Genomic DNA, 22,678 nt, shown 5'->3' with positions numbered 1-22,678 from the left:
AATTACGAATTACGAATTAAAAATTACGAATTTAATCTATCTTTTATTTTGGAAGATTGTGAAGAAATATTTGCAGGGTTTTTAATATTAATTCGTTTGAATAAATTTGTTTTCTATCAAGGTATATTCATGAAATAAACCTTGTGAACCGAAAGGTAATATAATTTTATTTTTTAATAATAAACAGTTGAACTGCCCAAGTTCAATATTACCAATTTCTGTAACACCTAATTTACTTATTTTATAGATAAGAACATTAAACATTGCTTGTGTTTCGTCACCGTAGGCAATTATAAGTTCATTATTACCATCTTTATCAAAATCATACTCTGTTATTTCTATTTTTATCCACTCATTTGTTTCTTGAAAATTCTGAACTGAATAACCATTTGTTCCAAATGTAACTATCACATTGACTCCATAACCGTCAAACTTTACGTACAGTAGTCCCCCATTTTTTAATTTTACACTCTTGATAGCCATACTTCCAGAGTTCCAAACTATTAATGGTTTTGAGTTTTCGAAAAAACTCTGTGCAAAAGTAGACGATATAAAAAAAATAAAGAAAAATATTATAAATAAACATCTCATAAATATTTACATTTTTTTTGGAAATTGTTTTTTTGCTGCTGTAATTGATTCTCAATCAAATCGAATAGCCCGAATAGGTTTTATTCTACTAATAAAAATAGAAGGAATCCAAAGAATGAAAATCACTAAAGCAATAATTCCGATATTGAGCATCAAAATCAAAGGAATATTCCATGAAATTGGAACGCTACTCATATAATACGTTTCAATATCTAAAGGAATAATTTTGAAAGTATCTTGAATCAGACAAAACAAAATTCCGATTATGTTTCCTATCAAAATTCCTTTCCAAAGAATAACTAAGCCGTTTTGAAAGAATATTTTCAGAATCTGACTACTTGTTGCGCCAAGAGCTTTGAGCATTCCTATCATCGTAACACGTTCTGTAATCAAAATCAGCAGCACAGAAACAACATTAAAAAGTGCTACAAATAAAATCACACTCAAAAAGATAGTAACATTTTTATTGACCATCGAAAACCACTCAAAAAAGTGAGCAAATGTATTGGTTACTTTTTGAAGATACATATCATAATCGCTATTAGCTTCTATTTCATCATAGAGAGTATCTATATTATCAAAATCCTTCAAAAAAACCTCATAACCTCCCACAAGCGTATCGCCCCAGTCATTGAGACGTTGTAAAAGTCCTTGGTCGCAATACACCAAACGCTCATCAAAATCCTCAATTCCTGTTTGATAAATGCCTACAACTTCTAGTTTTCGCTGTCTTGGTGGGTCTTGCAAGAAAAAAGCAAGTAAATCATCACCAACTTTAAGGCGCAATTTGTCTTTTGTATCCTGACTAATAATAATTTCCTTTGAATAACTGCTTGTATCAAAAGTAATAAAACGACCTTCGACAAGGTTTTTCTTAAAACTTACTGTATCATATTGTTTGTCTACTCCTTTCAAAACGAGTCCCATCAAATCTTCATCTGTTCGTAATAAAACAGGTTTTTGTGTGTAAGGATGAATATGAGAAATATAATCTTGTTTTTTTAAATTTTCGTAAAAGTCTCGTTGCGTAGAAAGTGGACTTGTTTCGAAAGAATTATTCATATCAAATTTAAGAATTTGAATATGCCCTGTTTGGCTCACTATTTTATCCAAAATAGTTTGTTTGAAACCTTCAAAAATTGCCATCGAAATAATAAGAGCAGCAATTCCGAGCGCAATACTTCCGATAGCAATGCGTGTAATGACTTTTGAAAAACTACTTCCCTTCTGACTTCGGATGCGTTTGGCTATAAAAAGCGAAAAATTCACTATATTTTTATTGGTTTTTTATATTCTATCAAAATTAAAGACAAATATACATTTCTAACTTTCGTTTTGCAATAAAGATTATCACGGTTATTTTGTATGAGAGTCGTCCAGACTGTTGAATAGGATAAAATACTGCTTTTTTATGTTCAGACAAGATGTCTGAACTACCTAAATACAAATTGTGATAAGGAAATTAGATTTTTTCAAGTTGTATACAGAGCTATTCTTGATTATCAAAATATCTAATAAAATAGTTTTCTAGGTTCTCCTAACTGAATATTTCCATTGCTATTTGCTTCTAGGTTCAGCATAAATTGATATTCATCTCTATTTTCACTATAAAAGAAAATTTCAACAAGGTGAGATATTTTTTCTAATCCTATCAAGAAGTTTTGTGTTTCCTTAGCACTTCTTATCTTCAATTCTTTTTTCATAAAATCTCCATCTTTGAAATAAATCAAAATAGAACTAGATGAAGATGGATTGTGTAAAGAATATTGTCTCTGAAACTTAATTTGAGTGATGTCTTGAAAATAAAAATCTAGTAATTCTAATTCTATGCGATTTCTGAATAAGCGAATATCATCTTTATGTTTTCCTAGTATATTTTTAAATTCTGAAGTAGAAGCAAAATGAAAAACAACAAACCCAATAAATACAGATGCTACACTTACAAAAGGCATAGTAAGGTCATAAAGTATATCTGTCATATTTGGAAAGATAATACCAAAAGAAACCAAAGCAGAAAAGAAGGCTAAGTAACCAGCAAAATCATTGTTGCTAAGTTCATAAATAAGCTCATTTGTTCTATTTTTAGCAACCAGTTTTGAGGGTAAAATCGGAACAGAATCAATCGTAAAACTTTGCTCACAATGCTGCTCATTCATATACATCCAACTCTCCTCTAAAAAACAAGATTTACAGACTGCACAAAAAACAACACTATCATTTTCTTTGACAGAATCGCCTGTAATTGGGTCGATTCTGCCAATAATATGCGAGTGAGATGAATTTAATTTGTGGGAATTGTAAGGCATTGATAAAGTTTAAATGATTAAATTTTGGAGTATTTCGGATGTTGTTTAATGAAGCCTTCTAGAATCACCTACTTGTATGTTTCCTTTGCTTTGCGATTGAATATTTATAATAGACCGAAATTCGATTGAACTTTCGCTATAAAAAAATACTTCTTTAAAGTGTGATATTTTTTCAAGTCCTTTTAAAAAAACTTCTACTCGTTGATGATCTTTGGTAGCAAGTCCTTTGATTAAAAATTTACCACTTTCAAAATAAATTAGTAGCGAAGGCATACCTAATCCATATCTTATTCCATTATCTGTATAATGAATTTCTGATTCTCGTTGGTATTTGATTTGTTTTACATCATTCCAAGAAAAACTATCTTTTCCTATTTCGATACGATTTTTGAAAAGTCGGACATCGCTTTTATTTTCTCCTGTCAGTTCTTTAAAAAAACTTCTTGAAGTAATAAAAGAAGACAAAACGCCCACTACTCCTGAAATAAATATGGCATAGAGAAAAGCATAATCTACATCTGAGGCAAGCAAACCAAAGAAAGAAATTAAAAAAGAGAGTAACATAGTAAGAAATACAATATGCAAATCTGCTCCTTGACTTATCAATTCTGCAATCATTTCTTTACCTCTCTTGATAATAAGTCTAGATTGTAAAACAGGAATTATTTTTAAGGTTCTAAATTGCTGACAATGCTTTTCTTCCATATATTTCCAACTATCTTCCAAAAAGCAAGATTTACAGACAGCACAAAATACAACACTATCATTTTGTTGGACAAGGTCGCCTGTAATTGGGTCGGTTCTGCCAATGATATGAGAATGACTTGAGGAATTTAATATGTGGGAATGGTATGACATTTTTAATTTTTTGCTAATAATTTAATAATTTTTTAGGTTTTCCAACTTCTATTTTTCCTTTGCTATTACGTTTTATATTATGCATTACTTTTAGTTCTTGAGGATTCTCACTGTAAAAAGAGACATTTTTAAAGTAAGATATTTTTTCTAAGCCCATCAAAAGTTTTTCAGTTTTACTATGGCTTTTAGTAGCTAGATTTTTCTTTAAAACAGAATCATTATTAAAATAAATCAATAGAAAAGGTATATGAGAAAAGTTTTGTTTTACTTTAGTAGATTCTGATACATACATTTCTCGTTGGTATTTGATTTGTTCTATATCACTCCATACAAAAGATTCTTTTCCTATTTCTATACGATTAGTGAAAAGACGCACATTATTTTTTGTAAGTCCCATAAGTTCATCAAATGAATCATTAGCAGTAATAACTCCAACAATAAATCCTAAACACGCACTTATTAAAATAGAAAATGCACCAATAGCTTCAGTATCACCTTGATAAACAGTCTGTTGTAAAGCAGAAAGAGAAACTAAAAAAGAAACTACCAAAGTAACTAGCACAGCTTGAAGAACAACTCCTCCATGTTTTAATTCTGTAATAAGCTCGTCTTTTATTTTCTTAGAAACAAGTCTAGACGCCAAAGCAGGAATAGTATCAAGCGTTTGGTTTTGCTCGCAATGCCTTTCATTCATATAAACCCAACTATCTTCCAAAAAACAAGATTTACAGACAGTACAAAAAACAACCCTATCATTTTCCTTGACAGAATCGCCTGTAATTGGGTCAGTTCTGCCAATGATATGAGAATGACTTGAGGAATTTAATATGTGGGAATGGTATGACATTTTTGATTTTTTGAAATAATAATAATTTTATCTATCTGATGTAGTAAATACAGGTATTCCTTTGTTATTGACTACTTTTCTAGGTTTACCTACTTGTATATTTCCATCACCACTTGATTGAATTAGGTTTATAGTATGTAATTCTGTATAGTTTTCACTATACAAAAAGACTTCTGTAAAGTGTGAAATTCTTGCTAAACCTTCTAAAAATAATTTACCCTGTTTATAACTGTTAGTAGGCAAACGATAGTTTACAAACTTCCCTTCATTGAAATAAATCAATAGGTAAGGAGTATAAGAGGTAATTTCTGTTTCTAATGATCCATGTACTTCATAGGTTGATGTTGACACTTCTCTTTGATACTTGATTTGTTTTATGTCACTCCAAGAAAAGCTATCTTTTCCTATTTCAATTCGATTTCGAAAAAGGCGTATATCATTTTTATCACTTCCAATTAAACTTTTGAATGTGTGAGTTACTGTTATAATAGCAGATAAAATACCTGTAGTTATTGTCGTAAGCAACGAAGCAATCAAAGTTGCTTTTACATCAAAAGAGAAAAAAGTGCCTGACGTAGCCAAACCAAAAAAGGAAAGTAAAAATGATAGAATTATAATAGCAACAACGATAGTAAAATTTACTCCCTTATTTTTCAGTTCTGCAATAACTTCGTTACTTCTGTTCTTCATTACAAGTTTGGAAGCCAAAGTAGGAACAGAATCAAGCGTTTGATTTTGTTCACAATGCTGCTCATTCATATAAACCCAACTATGTTCCAAAAAACAAGATTTACAGATTGCACAAAAAACAACCCTATCATTTTCCTTGACAGAATCGCCTGTAATAGGGTCTGTTCTTTCTATAATGTGAGAGTGAGAAACTGAATTTAATGTATGGGAATGGTAAGGCATTTAGTCCTGTGGGTTTATTTTAAGTTATGAAGAAGTCTGAGAGGTTCTCCCAGTACAATATGTCCATTGCTATTTGACTGAATACGTTTCATAGTTTCATATTCGTTTCTATTCTCGCTATAAAAAAATACTTCTACAAAATGAGATATTTTTGCTAATTCTCTCAAAAAATCAGATGTGTCTTTGTAGCTTGTGATAGGTAAAGTATGCTGAACATAATTTCCATTAGCAAAATAAACTAATATAACAGGACTCATATAACTGTATAACTCTCGCCTATCTATATATTCTACATATGTTTCTCGTTGATATTTAATTTGCCTAACATCTTTCATAGAAAAAGTATTTTTACCCAATTCTATATGTTTTTTGAAAATACGTATATCATCTTGATGATTACCAACAAAAGGTCTAAACTGAGGTATAGAAGTTGCAATTGTGGCAAAGAGTCCTCCCAAAAAAGTGATTGAAAATATAAGGCTAAAGTTCATTTCTATTTCAAAATTGTGCTCTAATGCGCTCATTATAAAAAAGCTAAGGAAGAAACAGAAAGTAGCGACACCCAAAATAGTTTCGTAGCGTATCTCATTACTCAACAGCTTTGCAATTAATTGATTATCGGATTTTTTTGCTGAAAATCTAGCAGGTAAAGAAGGAACATTTTCAAGCGTTCGGCTTTGTTCACAATGCTGCTCATTCATATAAACCCAACTATCTTCCAAAAAACAAGATTTACAGACTGCACAAAAAACAACCCTATCATTTTCCTTGACAGAATCGCCTGTAATAGGGTCAGTTCTGCCAATGATATGAGAGTGATTTGAAGAATTTAATATGTGAGAATGGTATGACATTGATAAGTTCTTGATTTAAGTGGTCGGTCTTTGTTCTAAAAATTGAGTGTATAATCTTGAATGTATAGGTCTTACATTAGCATCAAATACTTTTTTAGGCTTTCTGATTTTTACATTTCCTTTGCTTTGTGATTTGATTTTTTTCATAGTTTGAAGCTCTTCCCAACTTTCACTATAAAAAAGCACTTCTGTAAAATGTGAAATTTCCTCCAATGCCTCCAATAATCTTTTACTCTGGTTATTACTAATAGCAGATAATTCTGTCTTTAAAAACGTTTCATTTTTAAAGTAAAGCAACAAAATAGATGAATTCGAAGCAGTTTGGTTTCCTAATTGTGTGTTATATACTACAATCCTTCTTTGAAATTTAATTTGTTTTACATTGCTCCAGGAAAAACTATTTTTTCCAATTTCTATTCTATTTTTGAAAATTCGAATATCGTTGCTATCCCTTCCAGTTAGTTTTTTGAATGTTTTTGTCGAACTAAAAATAAGAGATATAATACTTACAACGGATGCTATCAAAACTAAATTTGCACCATAAATTAAACTAGTATTTTTAGTAGTAAAGAAAACCAATACAAAAGACAAAAGTGTAACAACAGCAGAAAAACGAAAGTCTATTTTGTCCTTAATTAATTCTGCGATTACTTCTGTATTTCTATTTTTAACAATAAGTGTTAAAGCCAAAGCAGGAACAGCATCAAGCGTTTGATTTTGTTCACAATGCCTTCTCTTCATATATTTCCAACTATCTTCCAAAAAACAAGATTTACAGACAGTACAAAAAACAACTCTATCATTTTCCTTGGCAGAATCGCCTGTAATAGGGTCAGTTCTGCCAATGATATGAGAGTGATTTGAAGAATTTAATATGTGAGAAGTGTAAGACATTTTCTTTAAAATTTATGAAGATAGATAGAATCGAATTAGCTATATAGTTTGTACGGTTCTCCTACAATAATATTTCCTTTCGTATTTTTCTTGATTTGTTTGATAGTTTGATATTCTTGCAATTGCTCACTGTATAAATATACTTCTGTAAACTTTGATATTTTGGCTAGTTGTTGTAAGAATAAATGAATGCGTGTATGATCTTTAGTTGGAAGAGTTTTAATTTGTCTGTCTCCATCTTTAAAATAAAGAGACAAAGTTGGAATTGTAGATAATGAGTTTAATCTATAATTTCTCATTTTTCGTTCAAACTTAATTTGCTTTATATCTCCCCAATAAAAGATTTCTTTTTGTGTCTCTAATCTATCTTCAAAAAGATAGATATTTTTATTTTCTTTTATTTTAATATTTCCCATTAAGAAATTGATGGAGTCTTTTGAAAAAAAAACGTGAGTAATAAAAAATAATCCAAGACTTATACTACCACCCCATAAAACAGAAAATATAAACTTGTCGGGATAAATTATACAAAACAAGATAGTCAGACAGACAGCCATGAGAATAAAGGAAAAGACAGTATAATCAGAATTTTCAACAGAGCTTTCCTTTAGTATTGTAAGCAATTTTTCACTTCGCTTTCTGACAAGAATTGTAGGCGACAAAGCAGGAACAGCATCAAGCGTTTGATGTTGTTCACAATGCCTTCTCTTCATATAACCCCAACTCTCCTCCAAAAAACAAGATTTACAGACTGCACAAAAAACAACTCTATCATTTTCTTTGACAGCATCGCCAGTAATTGGGTCAGTTCTTTCTATAATGTGAGAGTGAGTTGAATTTAATTTATGGGAGTAATAGGACATATTTTAAAATGAAAATTGAAAACAGATTTGCAAAATAAAGGCGTAGAACGTACTTTTGTCGAAAATTAAAACGTTATTTAAAATTAGTCTAAACAAAAATAGTAATCATTTAATTTCTATTTTAACACAAATAAGAATTAGGCTAATTCTATCATATACGCAAAAACAACCTTTTGAGTTGTTTGTTATTTAATAATTTTTAAAACTTATACTGTCTTTATATACAACTAAATCTATGAAAAATATTTTTTTTAAATACTATTTTATTTTCTTTACAATTCTATCTTCTTTTTGGCTTTCGTCGTGTGGAAGTGATTCGGAAACTAAAAAAACGGAATTTGACCGAAAAGAATTATTAGAAAATATAGCTACTAATTTGATTGTTCCTTCCTATCAAAACTTAGAAAGTAATACTAATTTACTTGTAGAGGCTACTCAAAGTTTTACACAAAATCCGTCAGTTTCTACATTGGAAGCTGCTCAAACTGCTTGGAAGTCAGCTTATTTGTCTTTTCAAGATGCTAATGTTTATAATTTTGGTGCAGCACAAGGAACACTTGGTTCTCTTTTGGAAAATGTAGGCACTTTTCCTGTAAGTGAAACCAAAATTGAAAATTATATTGCTGCTGGAAACTCATCTTTGAATAATTTTGATAGAGATTCAAGAGGATTTTTGGGAGTAGAATATTTGCTTTTTGATAAAGAAAATAAAACAAGTGTAGTAGAAAAATATACAGACCCAAATAGAAGAGAATATTTGTTGGCAGTAGTTCAAAACATTCAAACTGAAGTAAAAAAAGTAAGTGATTCTTGGACAAACGGCTATAAAGAAACTTTTACAAACAACACAGGAACAGACGCAGGAAGTGGCGTTTCTATTTTATTTAATGAATGGAATAAAAGTTTTGAGAGTATCAAAAATTTCAAATTAGGTTTGCCATTAGGAAGACGAGCAGGACAAACACAAGCTGACCCAAAGCTAGTAGAAGCCTATTATAGCAAAGAATCAATTCTGTTTTTGAAAGCTCATTTTGAGAATATCGAAAGAGTATGGTATGGAAAATCACTTACTGTTAATGGACAAGAGGGACAAGATGGTGTTGGTTTTGAAGAATATTTGATGAGTGTAGAAGGAGGAGAAGCTGTAGTTTTGGAAACCAAAACACAATTACAAGAAGTGAAAAAAGCAATTAATCTTTTGCCAAATGAAGATTTACAAACTCAAATTAGCTCAAATCCAACAGCTATAAATAATCTTTTGACAGAAATGCAAAAACTAACTCGTTTCTTCAAAAGTGAAATGATTTCTCTTTTAGGAATCACGATTACCTATGATAGTGGTGATGGTGATTAATTGTATCACAGATTTCCTAGTCTTGTCGTTGTTGATGTCTTCACCAACGACAAAAAAATAAAAACGCTATTTCAATACATTTGAAGTAGCATTTTTTCATTTTCAAAAAAAGTGTGTTTTTTCAAGAAAAAATAAGCAACTTTGCATCAAAAACTACTAAAACACACAATCAGAAAATGAATATCTTTCACAAACTTATTTCTTGGATTACAACACCTATTTTTATAGTTGTTTTTTACCTTACACTTTGTGTTTTTCATGTTTTACAAGTGATTTCTCTTAATCTTTGGGGATATAAAGGACACAAAAAAAGTGTAGATTATATGGTTTTTTGGCTTATGCAAGGCTTAAGAACAGTAGGGGCAAGGCTTCCAAATATGAAACAGCCAAGCCTTCCAACTGATAGACCTATTATTATTGTTTCAAATCATCAGAGTATTTATGATGTTCCTGCCATCTTGTGGACATTCAGAAAATACCATCCAAAATTTGTGAGTAAAAAAGAATTAGAATACGGAACGCCTGCAATTTCTTATAATCTTCGTCATGGAGGTTCTGTTTTGATTGATAGAAAAGATAGAAAACAGGCTCTGACAGCCATGACTCAATTTTCAAAGTACATAGAGGAAAATAATTATGCAGGTTGTATTTTTCCAGAAGGAACACGCTCTAGAGATGGAAATATATTGGATTTCAAACCAGCAGGAATGCTAATGATGTTTAAAAGTATGGCAAAAAATCCTCCTATTGTTGTGCCTGTGGTGATAGATAATTTTTGGAAAATGCAACGCTATAGCTTCAAACCAATTCCTTTTGGAATTAATTTTTTCTTGAAAGTATTAGAACCAATTGATATGAAAGTATGGCTAGAAGAAGGAAATAGCTCTACTTCGCTTATTGCTGAGACTGAAAAAAGAATTAAAGAGGCTTTGGAAGAAAGTAGAAATCAAAAAAATTAAGAAATATTTTTTAATTTTTAATTTTTTTAAGTTATTATTGTATAGTCTCTTAAAAAAGCAGAATAACTGTTGAGTCATTTTGTATTTCACTTGCAAACCTTTTATTATTTAACCTCTTTTTGTATGATGAAACGTTACTCTATTTTCAAAGAAAATAGTTTTTTATCTTGTTTTTTTATTTTTGTATTAATTCAATTTTTTATAGTAGAAAAACATGCAGTAGCTCAATCTACTCAAAATCAAATATTTTCTACTCTTGTTCCTGAAATAGGTTTTCCTTTAGTGCATAATTTCTCACCAGAAGAATATAATGGTTCTTCTCAAAACTGGGCAATTGCTCAAAGCCCAAACGGACTTATTTATGTTGGAAATAATGAAGGTGTTCTAGAATTTGATGGCAAAAATTGGCGTAAATACAGAGTAACTAATAATTCAACGATAAAGTCATTAGCCATAACAGCAAAAGGAGAAATATTTGTTGGAGCAAAAGGCGAACTTGGAATGCTTAAGCCTGATTCGACAAATACGTTACATTATGTTTCCTTAATGAATAAAATTCCTGAAGACAAAAGAAATTTTAATGATGTCTGGCAGATTTTTATCAAAGAAGATAAGCAAGAAGTCTATTTTCGAACAACTGAACAAGTCTTAGTTTATAAGGATGGGACTTTTATAAAAATTATTGAACCCCAAAATACATTTGGAACAGCATTTTTTGCAAATAATGATTTCTATGTCAAGGAGAGTGAAAAAGGAGTATTGAAATTGAATGAAAACTATCAATTAGAAACATTTACAGAACAAATTATAGGAGTAAATAATGTCTATGGAGTTGTATCAAAAAACAATGATAATAGTGTAATTGTGCTTACTCGCCCAGAGGGCATTTTTCAAGTAAAAAATCAAAGTAGTAAACAAATTGAATTTGCTTCTTTATCTACTCTCAATGAAGCTAGGGGGTATGTTTCCATTATGCTTCCTTCTCAAGAAATTGCTATTGGCACACTAAGAAATGGTCTTTTTATTACAGACTTGGAGGGGAGTATAAAACTACACTTGAATAAACAAAATATCTTAAAAAGTAATACTATTTATGATGTGTTTTTAGATAACAAAAAGAATTTATGGCTTGCTACAGATAATGGAATCTCCTGTGTTTATCTAGGTGTTCCCTATTCTACTATTGGAGAAAAACAGGGAGCAGCAGGAAAAGGACTAACAGTTGAGTATTCAGAAATCCACAATAAATTATATCTAGGAACTACTTTAGGAATTTATCAGAACAATTATCCAATCATAACAAACCCTATAGATGGAAAACAAAAAGATTTTTCTTTACTTGAGGGAACAGAAGGATATGCTCTAACTTCAACTTCTTATAATGACAAAATTTATCAAGGACATAGTTTAGGAATATTTGAAATTGTTGATACAATAGCAAATAAATTTGCTATTGTACGAAAAGCTATTTGGTCTATAAAACCTCTTTCTACTGAAACAACAACTCGTTTTTTGACAATCCCTTCGAAAGGAATTAGTCTTGTTACTAAGGTTAGTGATATAAAAGGTCAAGAGTGGCAAGAGAAAATGTACTCAAATTTTGATGAAAGTGTGCGTTCTTTGAATCAATATAAAGGATATTGGTGGACTCAAAGTAATAATAAAGGAGTTTATCGTTTGACGTTTTCTGATAACTATGATAGTTTATTAGAGGCAAAGTTATATACTGCTGATGAAGGTTTATTTTCTGAAAAGGGCAATAGCATCCATCGAATACAAGATAGATTGGTGGTAGTAAATGAAAATACAGTATTAAAATATGATGAGAAACAAGACAAATTTGTCAAAGATAAATTTTTTGATGCTTATTTTAAGCAGAAAAGTATATCTCGTCTCTATGAAGATAAAGAGGGTAATATTTGGTATGAAATCAGTGGAGAAAGAGGAGTTTTGTGGAAAGAACAAGGAAATAACTATAGGCAACAAACTGATTTTACAGCCTTACAATCTATTTATAGTGAAATCAATCTAAACAAAACACTTCCTGATGGGAAATTAGTTTTAGGTGTAGGAGATGGATTTGTTTTTATAGATTCAAAACGAAATTTTGAGATTAATCAGAAGCCAACTGTACAGGTTCGTAAAATAGAATTTTTAGGAGAAACAGATTCACTGCTTTTTGGTGGTTCATTTTTGGGAGAAGATAGCTTAGTTACTTATTTACAACCTAAGAATCAACAACTAAAATTAGACTATCGTTTTAATGCACTGCGTTTTTCTTTTGCCTGTCCAGAGATGAGTTTTCCAGAGCAAACAGAATATCGATATAAACTAGAAGGATTAGATGAAAAATGGTCATCTTGGTCATCTAAAGCTCAAAAAGAATATACTAACCTTTCTGATAAAAAATATAAATTTAGAGTACAAGCTCGTACAATTTGGGGAGTAGAAAGTGAAGAAACACTTTACGAGTTTGAAATTCGTTCGCCTTTTTATAAAACACCAATAGCCTATAGTATTTATGTTATTTTGGTATTTTTACTAGTTTGGGTAATCGTAAAACTCAATACAAAAAGGTTAGAAAGAGATAAGAAAAAGTTAGAAAAAGTAATTACTGAACGCACAGCCGAGGTTGTTCAACAAAAAGAAGAGCTACAAATGCAAGCTGATAATCTTTCACAAGCAAACGCAGCTATCAATAATCAAAAAGAAGAGTTAGAATTACAGGCCGAAAATTTATCTCTTGCTAATACTGCCATTAGTGAGCAAAAACAAGAAATTGAAAAATCGTATCAAAATGTACGTGTTCTTAGTGAAATTGGACAGAAAATAACAAATATTCTTGATGTAAAAACTCTTATTCAAACTGTTTATGAGAGTGTAAATACACTTATGCCTGCTGATGGTTTTGGTATTGGAATTTTAAATGAGGCAACTAGAAAAATTGAGTTTGAAGGTTTTGTAGAAAATAATGAAACTCTACCTGCTCATTCAGACCATTTAGAAGATACAACTAAACTATCTGTGAGGAGTTTAATAAATAATGAGAGGTTAGTAATTACAGATGCACAATCACAATACAAAGAATACTTTAATATAGATTTAGAAGAGGTAGAAATTGGTAAACTACCTTATTCTTTGGTATATCTACCTTTAAACTCAGAAGGAGAAACAATTGGAGTATTGACAGTTCAGAGTATGACAGAACATAAATATTCTTCTATAGAGTTAGATATGTTAGATACTTTGGGAGCTTACACAGCTATTGCCTTAGATAATATAAAGGCATATCAAATTATTTCTGATAAAAATACAAATATTACTGATTCAATTCGTTATGCTCAAACCATTCAGCAAGCTGTTTTGCCAATTGAACAAGAACTAGAAGAGTATTTTGAAGAACATTTTGTTATTTTTCGTCCTAAAGATATTGTCAGTGGAGATTTTTATTGGGCAACAGAACTAAAAACAGAAACAGAACATAAAATCTTTGTTGCTGTGGTAGATTGTACAGGACATGGAGTTCCAGGGGCATTTATGTCTATGCTTGGACATGCTTTTCTCAATGAAGCTGTTTCTCAACAACATTTAACTAACCCTGCTGCAATTTTAGAGTGGCTCAATGAAGAAATAAAGAGTTCTTTAAGACAAGAACAAAAAGTAAATGCTGATGGAATGGATATTTCACTTTGTGTCATTGATAAAAACCAGTTAGAAAATAATGCAGAAGAAAATATCAAAATAACTTATTGTGGAGCAAAACGTCCCCTTTTTTATGTATTGCCTTCCAATAATTTAAAACTAGTAAAAGGAAATAGACGTTCTATTGGTGGTTATGTAAGAAAGAAAAAATACAATGACTTTGAAAATGAAGAAATAGTTTTACCAAAAGGAACAATGCTTTATCTTTTTTCTGATGGATTTACAGACCAATCTAACCCAGAGGGAATAAAACTAGGTACACCACAACTTACAGAACAGCTTTCTTCTTTGGCTTCTCTTTCTACACAAAAACAGCAACAAAAACTAACAGATTTATTAGACAATCATCAATTAGATACACCACAACGGGATGACATCACTTTTATGGGAATACGTATCTAGAAGAAATAGTTTTATTTGAAATAATATGAAAATTTAAAAAAAATGTAAACCTTTTATAATCTTACACTCGCCGTTCTATTCTTTAAATAAAATTATCAATTTTGATAGAATAAGCGTAATTTTGTGGTTTCAAATAAAATAAAGACGATAAAATAAGTAAAAGATAAAAAAGATGGTTTACTTGTGCCGAAAAGAACATTTTTGTGCTTCACACCGATTATTTAATCCTGCTTGGAGCGATGAGAGAAACGAAGAAGAGTTTGGAATTTGTTCGAATCAATATTTTCACGGACATAATTTTGAGTTGATTGTAAAAGTAAAAGGAAAAATTAATCCAGATACAGGCTGTGTATTGGACTTGAAAAAGTTAGGAAAACTTATCCGAACTGAAATTATAGACAAAGTCGATCACAAAAACCTAAATATTGAAGTAGAGTTTTTGAAAGGTAAAATTCCGTCTTGTGAAATAGTAATTATGGAATTTTGGAAAATTCTTGCGCCAAAAATTTCAGCTTTATCAGATAAAAATGCTGTCTTGCATTCGCTTACCTTATTTGAGACAGAAAAAAATTATGTAGAGTATTTTGGAGAGGAATAATAATACAATAAAATGTATTGTCTAAACAACTGTATTACTTTTCTGTTCTTCAAACTGAGGTGTAAACATTAAAATTAGACCTACACAAATCAATTATTCTATAACTATCTCTTGCCATTGTTGGTGTTTTAGCATAGCGACATCAACAACAAAATAACCCCTAATTTAAAGATGAATCCTGCTCAATATATAGAACAAACCAATCTTAAACCAACCATTTCAGACAAAGAAATTGAAGAACTGATAGAACAAACCCTAAAATATAAATTTATAGGTGTTTGTGTTCCTCCTTTTTGGGTTAAGAAAGTGAAGCGAGATTTACTCAAAACAGATACTAAAGTAGTTACAGTAATTGGTTTTCCATTGGGCTATAACCGTACAGAAACGAAGGTAACAGAAGCCGAAGTGGCATTGAAAGATGGAGCAGATGAGTTGGATTTAGTAATTTCGACGACAGGCTTTAAAACAAATCCATTTTGGGCGAAAGTTGAAATTGTAAGACTGGCAGAAATTGCACATCAAGCCGAAAAAATGCTAAAAGTAATTATAGAAACGGCTTATTTATCCCAAAAAGAAATAAAAGAAACGGCTTTAATTTGTCAGGAAGCAGGAGCAGATTTTGTAAAAACTTCTACAGGTTTTGCAAGTGCTGGATTTGCATCAAATACTACTGATTTTTATGCAGGTGCAAAATTAGAAGAGGTACAACTTATCAGAAATACAGTTTCTGAAATGGTTGGCATAAAAGCATCTGGAGGAATCAAAACCTATCAACAAGTGCAAGATTTTGTGAAAGCAGGTGCAGAACGAATTGGTACTTCATCTGGAGTGGAAATTATGGAAGAGTATTTTGCAATGAATAAGTAATTAGACTTTATTCTACTCACTCTTCTTTCACCACCAATACACTATCAAAAAAATCCCTACTTTTGCATCATAATTTCAAAACTCTTTTACCTAACGCTAAGTTAGAGAAGCATTTTGAAAAATGAAGAAACAAAGAATTAATAAAGATATAGAAAATAAATCTATGAAAAATGCCCCTATTGGTGTTCTGCTAGTCAATTTAGGAACTCCAGACTCTCCAAACACCCCTGATGTTAGAAAATATTTACGTGAGTTTTTGCTTGATGCAAGAGTTATCGATATTGCTGCACCACTTCGTTATGGACTTGTAAATGGAATTATTGCTCCTTTTCGTGCGCCCAAATCAGCAGCTGAATATCAAAAATTATGGACAGATAGAGGTTCTCCTCTGTTGTATCATGGAGTAGATGTAGCCGAAAAGCTACAACATTCTTTAGATAATCATTCAGAAAAAGAAACGGATAAAAGTAAAAGAGAAAATTATGTAGTTCGTTTGGCAATGCGTTATCAAAGTCCTGCACTTCCTGCTGTTTTGACGGAGTTACAGGAAATGAATTGTAAAAAAATTATTGTTATTCCAATGTTTCCTCAATATGCTTCAGCTTCGACAGGCTCGGTTTTGGAAAAAGTAATGCAACTCGTTTCTAAATGGCAGCTTATTCCAGAAGTTTCTTTTGTAGATGCATATCCAACAGATAAAAAAATGATAAAAGCATTTGCTTTACAGGGTCAAGAACTTTTATCTAAACATGATTACGATCATTACGTTTTTTCATATCATGGTTTGCCACAACGCCAACTAAAAAAAGCAAGTTCGTACTGTAAAATTGGGACATGTTGTAATTCTTATAATGCAACAAACCGTTTGTGTTATAGAGCGCAATGTTATGAAACTTCACGTCATTTGGCAAAAGAATTAGGAATTACAGAAAAAGATTATACAGTTTGTTTTCAATCTCGTTTAGGTTCTGACCCTTGGATTCCACCTTATACAGATGATGTAATTAAGCAAATGTATGAAAAAGGATATCGCAAACTGATTGTTTTTGTACCTTCTTTTGTAGCTGATTGTTTGGAAACAACAGTTGAAGTTGCAGAAACCTACCACGAAGACTTTTTAGAACTTGGTGGAGAGCGTTGGGATATGGTTGATAGTCTTAATTCACATCCACTTTGGATAGAATCATTGGAAGATATGGTAATTCAGAGAAGTTAATTGAACTCAATTACAAATTAGTTTAAACCCTAAGAGCCTTTGCAGCCCTTAGGGTTTTGTTTTTCTATTACTTTATTTCTTCTTTTATCCAATCTGTTACAAACTTCAAAACCAAAGGCGAAAATGTTTCTTCTATTTCTCCGTACTCAGAAGGTAAACCTGTTTCTGCCGTTTGAAATAAATGGTTTAGATTTGGAAAGTATTTTATAGTTGCATTTCCTGCTTCTTGTGTTGCCTTTTCTATGGCTGTAAGATTGATTTTTGAATCTACTTGAACATCTTTATCTCCATTGATTGCTAAAATGGGACAAACTGTTTTGGATAAATTTTCTTTTGGATTGTATCTCAAAAAATAAGACATCCAAGGCGATGTAATAAGAGAAAGTTGTGCATTTATATACTCTTCTTTAGTCATAGAAGGTGGAAAATCATCTTGATTGACTGAATCTGTAAGATATAAAGTCATTTTTTCTTTAAGTAATTTCTCATCAGTAATTTCATTTATAATTCTGAATGCACCTTCATTCTCTCTTTTTGATTTTACTAAATCTTCCTGACTCATTCCACTTAATTTTCCAATAGCTTGTTGTTGCTCTACTAAAAGTTCGCTTCCATTTACACCAACTCCAGCTAAAAGAACAATAAAAGCAACATCTTTTTGACGATTTGCTGCGACCATTGGTGCAATCATTCCACCTTCACTATGTCCGATTAAACCTATTTTTTTTGTATTAATATCTTTTCTAGTTTTCAAAAAATCAATCGCTGCTTCTACATCAGTTGCAAAATCCTTAGATGTAGAGCCTTCAAAAATGCCAGTTGACTGTGCCGTTCCCCTATCATCATAACGCAAAACAGCAATTCCATTTTTTGTAAGATAATCTGCAATTACTAAAAAAGGTTTGTGTCCCAAAATTTCTTGATTTCGATCTTGCGCTCCACTACCCGAAATTAGAATCACAACAGGAGTTTTATTATTTGCATTTTTTGGTAAAGTAAGTGTACCTGCTAAAATGGTTTCTTCTTTTGCTTTTTTGTTTTGAAATTGCACTTCTTCAGTTTTATAATCAAAAGGAGCTTTGGGTTCTTGTGGACGGTTTAAGGTTTCTTTTTGTGTACCTTTTTCCATTTTATTCAAAATCATAGGGAAGCTTTGTCCTGCTTGTTTGAATATTCCTTCAATTTGAGTTTTAGAAATTAATTTGCCTTCATAAGAAGCTCCTAAGTTTGAAATTTTGATTGTTAAATTATTATCTAAAAAACTAACTTCACTTACAGGAATATCTTTTGCGCCTTGTGCTGGACTATCCATTGTAGCAGAAAAAATATTTGTATTTTCATCTTGTTCATTTTCAATTTTTGAAATATGAAAAATTAAAGGTAGTTTCATTCCAGAAACAGATAATTCTCCTTTCCAGTCTCCTAAAAGGGATTTTTCAAAATTTTGAGCCATAAGTGAAATAGAAAATAAAAAGGTAATGAGAGATAAAAATAGGGTTTTCATTTTTGATTTATCTTTTGGAGTATGATTTTTTATTGATTTAGTCTGCTATAATCTTAGTTTTGTGGGAACTAATTTGAATATACTTTTTAAAGCACTGACTTGTAAGATACAAAAACAAAAATATAAAAAAGATACTTCTTTAAATTCAAACGAATTGACCATTTTGAATATTCTGAGTTATTTCAAAATAAAATCATTTTTAATGCTATTTTTGTAGAAATCTGCTTTTTTATTAAAATGACTTCCTCTTTCTCACCTAAAAATATTATCTATGAATCTATTTGAACAGTTGTTTGAAAACAATAAAACGTGGGCAACTCAAAAAAAAGCTATCGATAAAAATTATTTCAAAGATTTATCAGAAGGACAAAACCCTGACATTCTTTATATTGGTTGTAGTGATAGCCGAGTAACAGCAGAAGATATGATGGGAGTTCAACCAGGGCAAATGTTTGTCCATCGTAATGTTGCGAATCTCGTTCCTAATAATGATAACAATTCGGCTTCTGTCATCGAATATGCGATTGCTCATTTAAAGGTAAAACATATTATAGTTTGTGGTCATTACTTTTGTGGAGGAATTAAAGCAGCGATGCAAAGCAAAGATTTGGGTATTCTAAATCCTTGGTTAAGAAATATTCGTGATGTATATCGTTTGCACAAAGAAGAATTAAATGCCATTGCTGACGAAACAAATCGTTATAAAAGGCTGGTAGAATTGAATGTACAAGAGCAATGTATCAATATTATAAAGACAGCAGTTTGGCAAAAAAGCTTTTTGAGTAATCATCTGCCTATTGTTCATGGATTAGTCTTCGATATTCATTCAGGTACATTGATAGATTTGAATATTGATGTTCAAGGCATAGCACAGTCTATTAGAGAAATATATGATTTAGGTACAAATAAATAGCTTTTAGCAATGATAATTACGAAAAATATTAGCCTTAAAAATGCAATTCAATTTACAGGACATCATTTGATTTGGATTTCCTTGTGGGTATTTTTTGTGGCATTAATTCATAAATATTTAGGGGTAAGATGGCTCGTTATTCCTTGGCTTCCTCTTTCTATTATTGGTACTGCTGTTGCTTTTTATGTAGGCTTCAAAAATAATAGTGCTTATGACCGTATGTGGGAAGCTCGTAAGATATGGGGAGGAATTGTCAATAGTAGTCGTTCGTGGGGAAGTGCTGTGAAGAGTTTGGTAAGCAACCAGTTTACAGATAATAAACTTTCAGATGATGAACTTTTGAGCATAAAACGTAAAATGATCTATCGTCATATTGCGTGGTTGTATGCTTTGAGGAGTCAATTACTTGTGGTCGTTTCTTGGGAACATGCTAATCAGGGTGGCTTGATTGGTAAAGCCGCACATCGTTATCGTAGAAAATTTGGGGTAGGAATGGTAGATGATGAAGTAACTAAAATAGAATTAGAATTACTTTTGCCTCCTGAAGAGTATAAAAGTTGTATTCAATATAAAAATACGGCTACCCAAATCATTGACCAGCAATTTCAAGACTTAGCAAAACTAAGAGAAGAATCTTTGATTAATGATTTTAGGCACATTGCCCTCCAACAAATACTACAAGATTTTTATGACCATCAGGGAAAATGTGAGCGTATCAAAAAATTTCCTCTTCCTCGTCAGTATGCCAATATGAGTGCTGTTTTTATAGGAATATTTATTTTCTTGTTGCCTTTCGGAATGATTTCTGAATTTGAAAAAATTGCTCCTTGGGGAGTTTGGTTATCTATTCCTTTTACTATTTTGATAGGTTGGGTATATGTCGTGATGGAAATTGTAGGCGACTATTCTGAAAATCCATTTCAAGGAATGGCAAATGATATTCCGATGCTTTCCCTATGTAGAACCATTGAAAATGATTTGAGAGAAATGTTAGGAGAAACCGATTTACCAGAAGATATACTTCCAAAAAATGGAATTCTGATGTAAAAACTATTTTAATTTTGTTGAATCTGAAAATTAAAATATACAGTATAGATTGAATTAGATGAATTGACACTTTCTAAACTTACGAAATTAAATTTATTAGGTTTATCCAAAAAAAAATCTTGCAAACTCAAAAAACTTTTGTAGATTTGCGTAGAGACAATCAGAAATATACCAAAATAAAAGTATTGTCTATCAAAACAGAATGAAAAACACAATTTTAAATATTACTTATCTATCTACTTCTGCAAATTCTGCATGGTGGTGGCACTATATCAAAGATATAGGCGATAAGTCGTGTGCATTCTGAACTCCAAAAAATTAAAAGGAATACAGAAAATTATATCTTTGATTTATATATAAAAGACTTATCGCAAAAATGTGATAAGTCTTTTTTTTTGTTTAAAAATAAAAAAATATTCACACTTGCCGTTGTTGGTGTCCCCACAAACAACACATAATACAAAATCTATGAATTTCAAATTAAAAACCTTTACTCAAAAAATATTAGCTGATACGCTTACGCCTGTCGGAATTTATTTAAAACTAAGAGATAAATATCCAATGAGTTTTCTGTTGGAATCTTCAGATTATCATGGCAATCAAAATGCCTTTACATATATCTGTTGTGAGCCAATAGCGAATTTTAAGGTAGAAAATGAAACCATTTATCAGTCTTTTCCTGATGGAAGCACGACAGAAAAAGAGATTGAAAATACATCAGAAGTAACAGAAGCTCTTACAAAATTTTCAAAGAGTTTTAAAGCCGAAAAGAATAAACACAACTTTATTACAAACGGACTTTTTGGTTATACTACGTATGATGCTGTTAAGTATTTTGAAAAAATACCAGAACCCAAAACTGAAAAACTCAAGATTCCATTAGTTCAATATCACGTTTTCAAATATGTAATTGCGATTAATCACTTCAAAAATGAACTTCATATTTTTGAACATCAACTAGAAAATGAAAACGGAAATGAGCCAACTTTCAAAAAAGTATTAGATGTTCTTCAAAACAAAAATGCCCCTACGTATTCTTTTAAAACAGAAGGAGAAGAAACTTCAAATATGACAGATGAGGACTTTTTGGATAATGTAAATCACGGAATTTCGCATTGCAAGCGTGGCGATGTTTTTCAAATTGTTCTTTCAAGACGTTACAAACAAAAATTTGAAGGCGATGATTTTAATGTTTATCGTGCCTTACGCAGCGTAAATCCTTCACCTTATTTGTTTTATTTTGATTATGGAAGTTTCAAATTAATGGGTTCTTCGCCAGAGGCGCAACTTGTAGTCAAAAATAGAAAAGCAACTATCCATCCGATTGCAGGAACTTTCAAACGAACAGGAAATGATTCTGCTGATGCTGCCTTGGCTGTTCAACTTCAAAATGACCCAAAAGAAAATGCTGAACATGTTATGCTTGTTGATTTGGCAAGAAATGATTTGAGTAGAAATGGAACAAATGTAAATGTTGATGTTTTTAGAGAAGTTCAATATTTTTCTCACGTTATTCATTTGGTTTCTGAAGTGAGTGGCGAGCTTTTACCTGAAGTTTCTCCTTTGCAGATTGCTGCTGATACGTTTCCAGCAGGTACGCTTTCAGGTTCTCCAAAACCGAATGCTCTTTCTCTCATTCATAAATATGAACCCGAAAATCGTAGTTATTACGGTGGTGCGATTGGTTTTATTGGTTTCAATGGCGACTATAATCATGCAATTATGATTCGTTCGTTTTTGAGCAAAGAAAATTCACTTTACTTTCAAGCAGGTGCAGGAATTGTAGAAAGTTCTGTTCCTGAAAATGAACTTGCAGAAGTAGGAAATAAATTAGCAGCCCTTCGAAAAGCCTTAAAATTAGCAGAAGAAATCGTCTTGTAGAGTGGCGAAAAGTTACCTTTAATTTACTCTATACCCCCTTTACTAATAATAATTTATAAACCCAACCGTTGTTGAGAATTGTATTTCAATCTCAATGACGGTTATAAAAA

General features: G+C 31.1%; 19 protein-coding genes. 9 read left to right on the top strand and 10 right to left on the bottom strand.

What is annotated here, in order from left to right; translation table 11 throughout:
* Window positions 1-87: 87 nt before the first annotated feature.
* From V9L04_RS00290 to V9L04_RS00250, 9 genes are all read right to left on the bottom strand, one after another.
* The gene (locus V9L04_RS00290; RefSeq protein ID WP_338792056.1) at window positions 88-591 is read right to left on the bottom strand and encodes a hypothetical protein; all 504 of its coding nucleotides are present in this window, start codon (window positions 589-591) and stop codon (window positions 88-90) included.
* Window positions 592-642: 51 nt separating this feature from the next.
* Window positions 643-1,860 (bottom strand): ABC transporter permease, encoded by a 1,218-nt coding sequence (locus V9L04_RS00285; protein ID WP_338792055.1) that lies wholly within the window; start codon window positions 1,858-1,860, stop codon window positions 643-645.
* 242 nt (window positions 1,861-2,102) lie between these two features.
* The gene (locus V9L04_RS00280; protein ID WP_338792054.1) at window positions 2,103-2,897 is read right to left on the bottom strand and encodes a hypothetical protein; all 795 of its coding nucleotides are present in this window, start codon (window positions 2,895-2,897) and stop codon (window positions 2,103-2,105) included.
* A 45-nt stretch (window positions 2,898-2,942) separates the two neighbouring features.
* Complete coding sequence (locus V9L04_RS00275; protein ID WP_338792053.1) at window positions 2,943-3,755, bottom strand: hypothetical protein; 813 nt, start codon at window positions 3,753-3,755, stop codon at window positions 2,943-2,945.
* A 13-nt stretch (window positions 3,756-3,768) separates the two neighbouring features.
* A complete protein-coding gene (locus V9L04_RS00270; protein WP_338792052.1) occupies window positions 3,769-4,602 on the bottom strand; it encodes a hypothetical protein in 834 nt (277 codons plus the stop codon).
* Window positions 4,603-4,629: 27 nt separating this feature from the next.
* Window positions 4,630-5,514 carry a hypothetical protein gene (locus tag V9L04_RS00265; protein ID WP_338792051.1) on the bottom strand — a complete coding sequence of 295 codons (885 nt, stop codon included), beginning with the start codon at window positions 5,512-5,514 and terminating at the stop codon, window positions 4,630-4,632.
* A gap of 14 nt (window positions 5,515-5,528) precedes the next feature.
* Window positions 5,529-6,368 (bottom strand): hypothetical protein, encoded by an 840-nt coding sequence (locus V9L04_RS00260; RefSeq protein WP_338792050.1) that lies wholly within the window; start codon window positions 6,366-6,368, stop codon window positions 5,529-5,531.
* Window positions 6,369-6,383: 15 nt separating this feature from the next.
* Window positions 6,384-7,262, bottom strand: coding sequence for a hypothetical protein (locus tag V9L04_RS00255; protein ID WP_338792049.1), 879 nt, complete (start codon window positions 7,260-7,262; stop codon window positions 6,384-6,386).
* Window positions 7,263-7,297: 35 nt separating this feature from the next.
* Window positions 7,298-8,125, bottom strand: coding sequence for a hypothetical protein (locus V9L04_RS00250; protein WP_338792048.1), 828 nt, complete (start codon window positions 8,123-8,125; stop codon window positions 7,298-7,300).
* Between the two features lie 235 nt (window positions 8,126-8,360).
* Between V9L04_RS00250 and V9L04_RS00245 the strand changes: the two genes are divergently transcribed.
* The 6 genes from V9L04_RS00245 to hemH all read left to right on the top strand — a co-directional run bounded on the left by V9L04_RS00245 (window position 8,361) and on the right by hemH (window position 17,223).
* Entirely contained in the window at window positions 8,361-9,479 is a 1,119-nt protein-coding gene (locus tag V9L04_RS00245) for an imelysin family protein (RefSeq protein WP_338792047.1), read from the top strand.
* A gap of 176 nt (window positions 9,480-9,655) precedes the next feature.
* A complete protein-coding gene (locus V9L04_RS00240; protein WP_338792046.1) occupies window positions 9,656-10,438 on the top strand; it encodes a lysophospholipid acyltransferase family protein in 783 nt (260 codons plus the stop codon).
* Between the two features lie 123 nt (window positions 10,439-10,561).
* Window positions 10,562-14,542, top strand: coding sequence for a SpoIIE family protein phosphatase (locus tag V9L04_RS00235; protein WP_338792045.1), 3,981 nt, complete (start codon window positions 10,562-10,564; stop codon window positions 14,540-14,542).
* A gap of 172 nt (window positions 14,543-14,714) precedes the next feature.
* A complete protein-coding gene (locus tag V9L04_RS00230) occupies window positions 14,715-15,140 on the top strand; it encodes a 6-carboxytetrahydropterin synthase (RefSeq protein WP_338792044.1) in 426 nt (141 codons plus the stop codon).
* 171 nt (window positions 15,141-15,311) lie between these two features.
* The gene (gene deoC / locus V9L04_RS00225; protein ID WP_338792043.1) at window positions 15,312-16,007 is read left to right on the top strand and encodes a deoxyribose-phosphate aldolase; all 696 of its coding nucleotides are present in this window, start codon (window positions 15,312-15,314) and stop codon (window positions 16,005-16,007) included.
* A gap of 121 nt (window positions 16,008-16,128) precedes the next feature.
* Window positions 16,129-17,223, top strand: a complete 1,095-nt coding sequence (gene hemH / locus V9L04_RS00220; RefSeq protein ID WP_338792042.1) for a ferrochelatase — start codon at window positions 16,129-16,131, stop codon at window positions 17,221-17,223.
* 67 nt (window positions 17,224-17,290) lie between these two features.
* On the opposite strand, the gene V9L04_RS00215 is transcribed toward hemH, so the two are convergent.
* On the bottom strand, window positions 17,291-18,727 hold the full coding sequence (locus tag V9L04_RS00215; protein WP_338792041.1) for an alpha/beta fold hydrolase: 1,437 nt from the start codon (window positions 18,725-18,727) through the stop codon (window positions 17,291-17,293).
* Between the two features lie 271 nt (window positions 18,728-18,998).
* Here V9L04_RS00215 and V9L04_RS00210 point away from each other — a divergent pair, with 271 nt between their 5' ends.
* The 3 genes from V9L04_RS00210 to V9L04_RS00200 all read left to right on the top strand — a co-directional run bounded on the left by V9L04_RS00210 (window position 18,999) and on the right by V9L04_RS00200 (window position 22,568).
* Complete coding sequence (locus tag V9L04_RS00210) at window positions 18,999-19,640, top strand: carbonic anhydrase (protein WP_338792040.1); 642 nt, start codon at window positions 18,999-19,001, stop codon at window positions 19,638-19,640.
* Window positions 19,641-19,649: 9 nt separating this feature from the next.
* Window positions 19,650-20,687: a bestrophin family ion channel gene (locus tag V9L04_RS00205; RefSeq protein WP_338792039.1), complete on the top strand. Its 1,038-nt coding sequence runs from the start codon at window positions 19,650-19,652 to the stop codon at window positions 20,685-20,687.
* Window positions 20,688-21,155: 468 nt separating this feature from the next.
* Window positions 21,156-22,568 (top strand): chorismate-binding protein, encoded by a 1,413-nt coding sequence (locus tag V9L04_RS00200; RefSeq protein ID WP_338792038.1) that lies wholly within the window; start codon window positions 21,156-21,158, stop codon window positions 22,566-22,568.
* Window positions 22,569-22,678: the final 110 nt, after the last annotated feature.

The organism is Bernardetia sp. MNP-M8 (genome assembly GCF_037126285.1).
GTDB lineage: Bacteria > Bacteroidota > Bacteroidia > Cytophagales > Bernardetiaceae > Bernardetia.
This window is presented reverse-complemented; position numbering and strand designations above follow the sequence as displayed.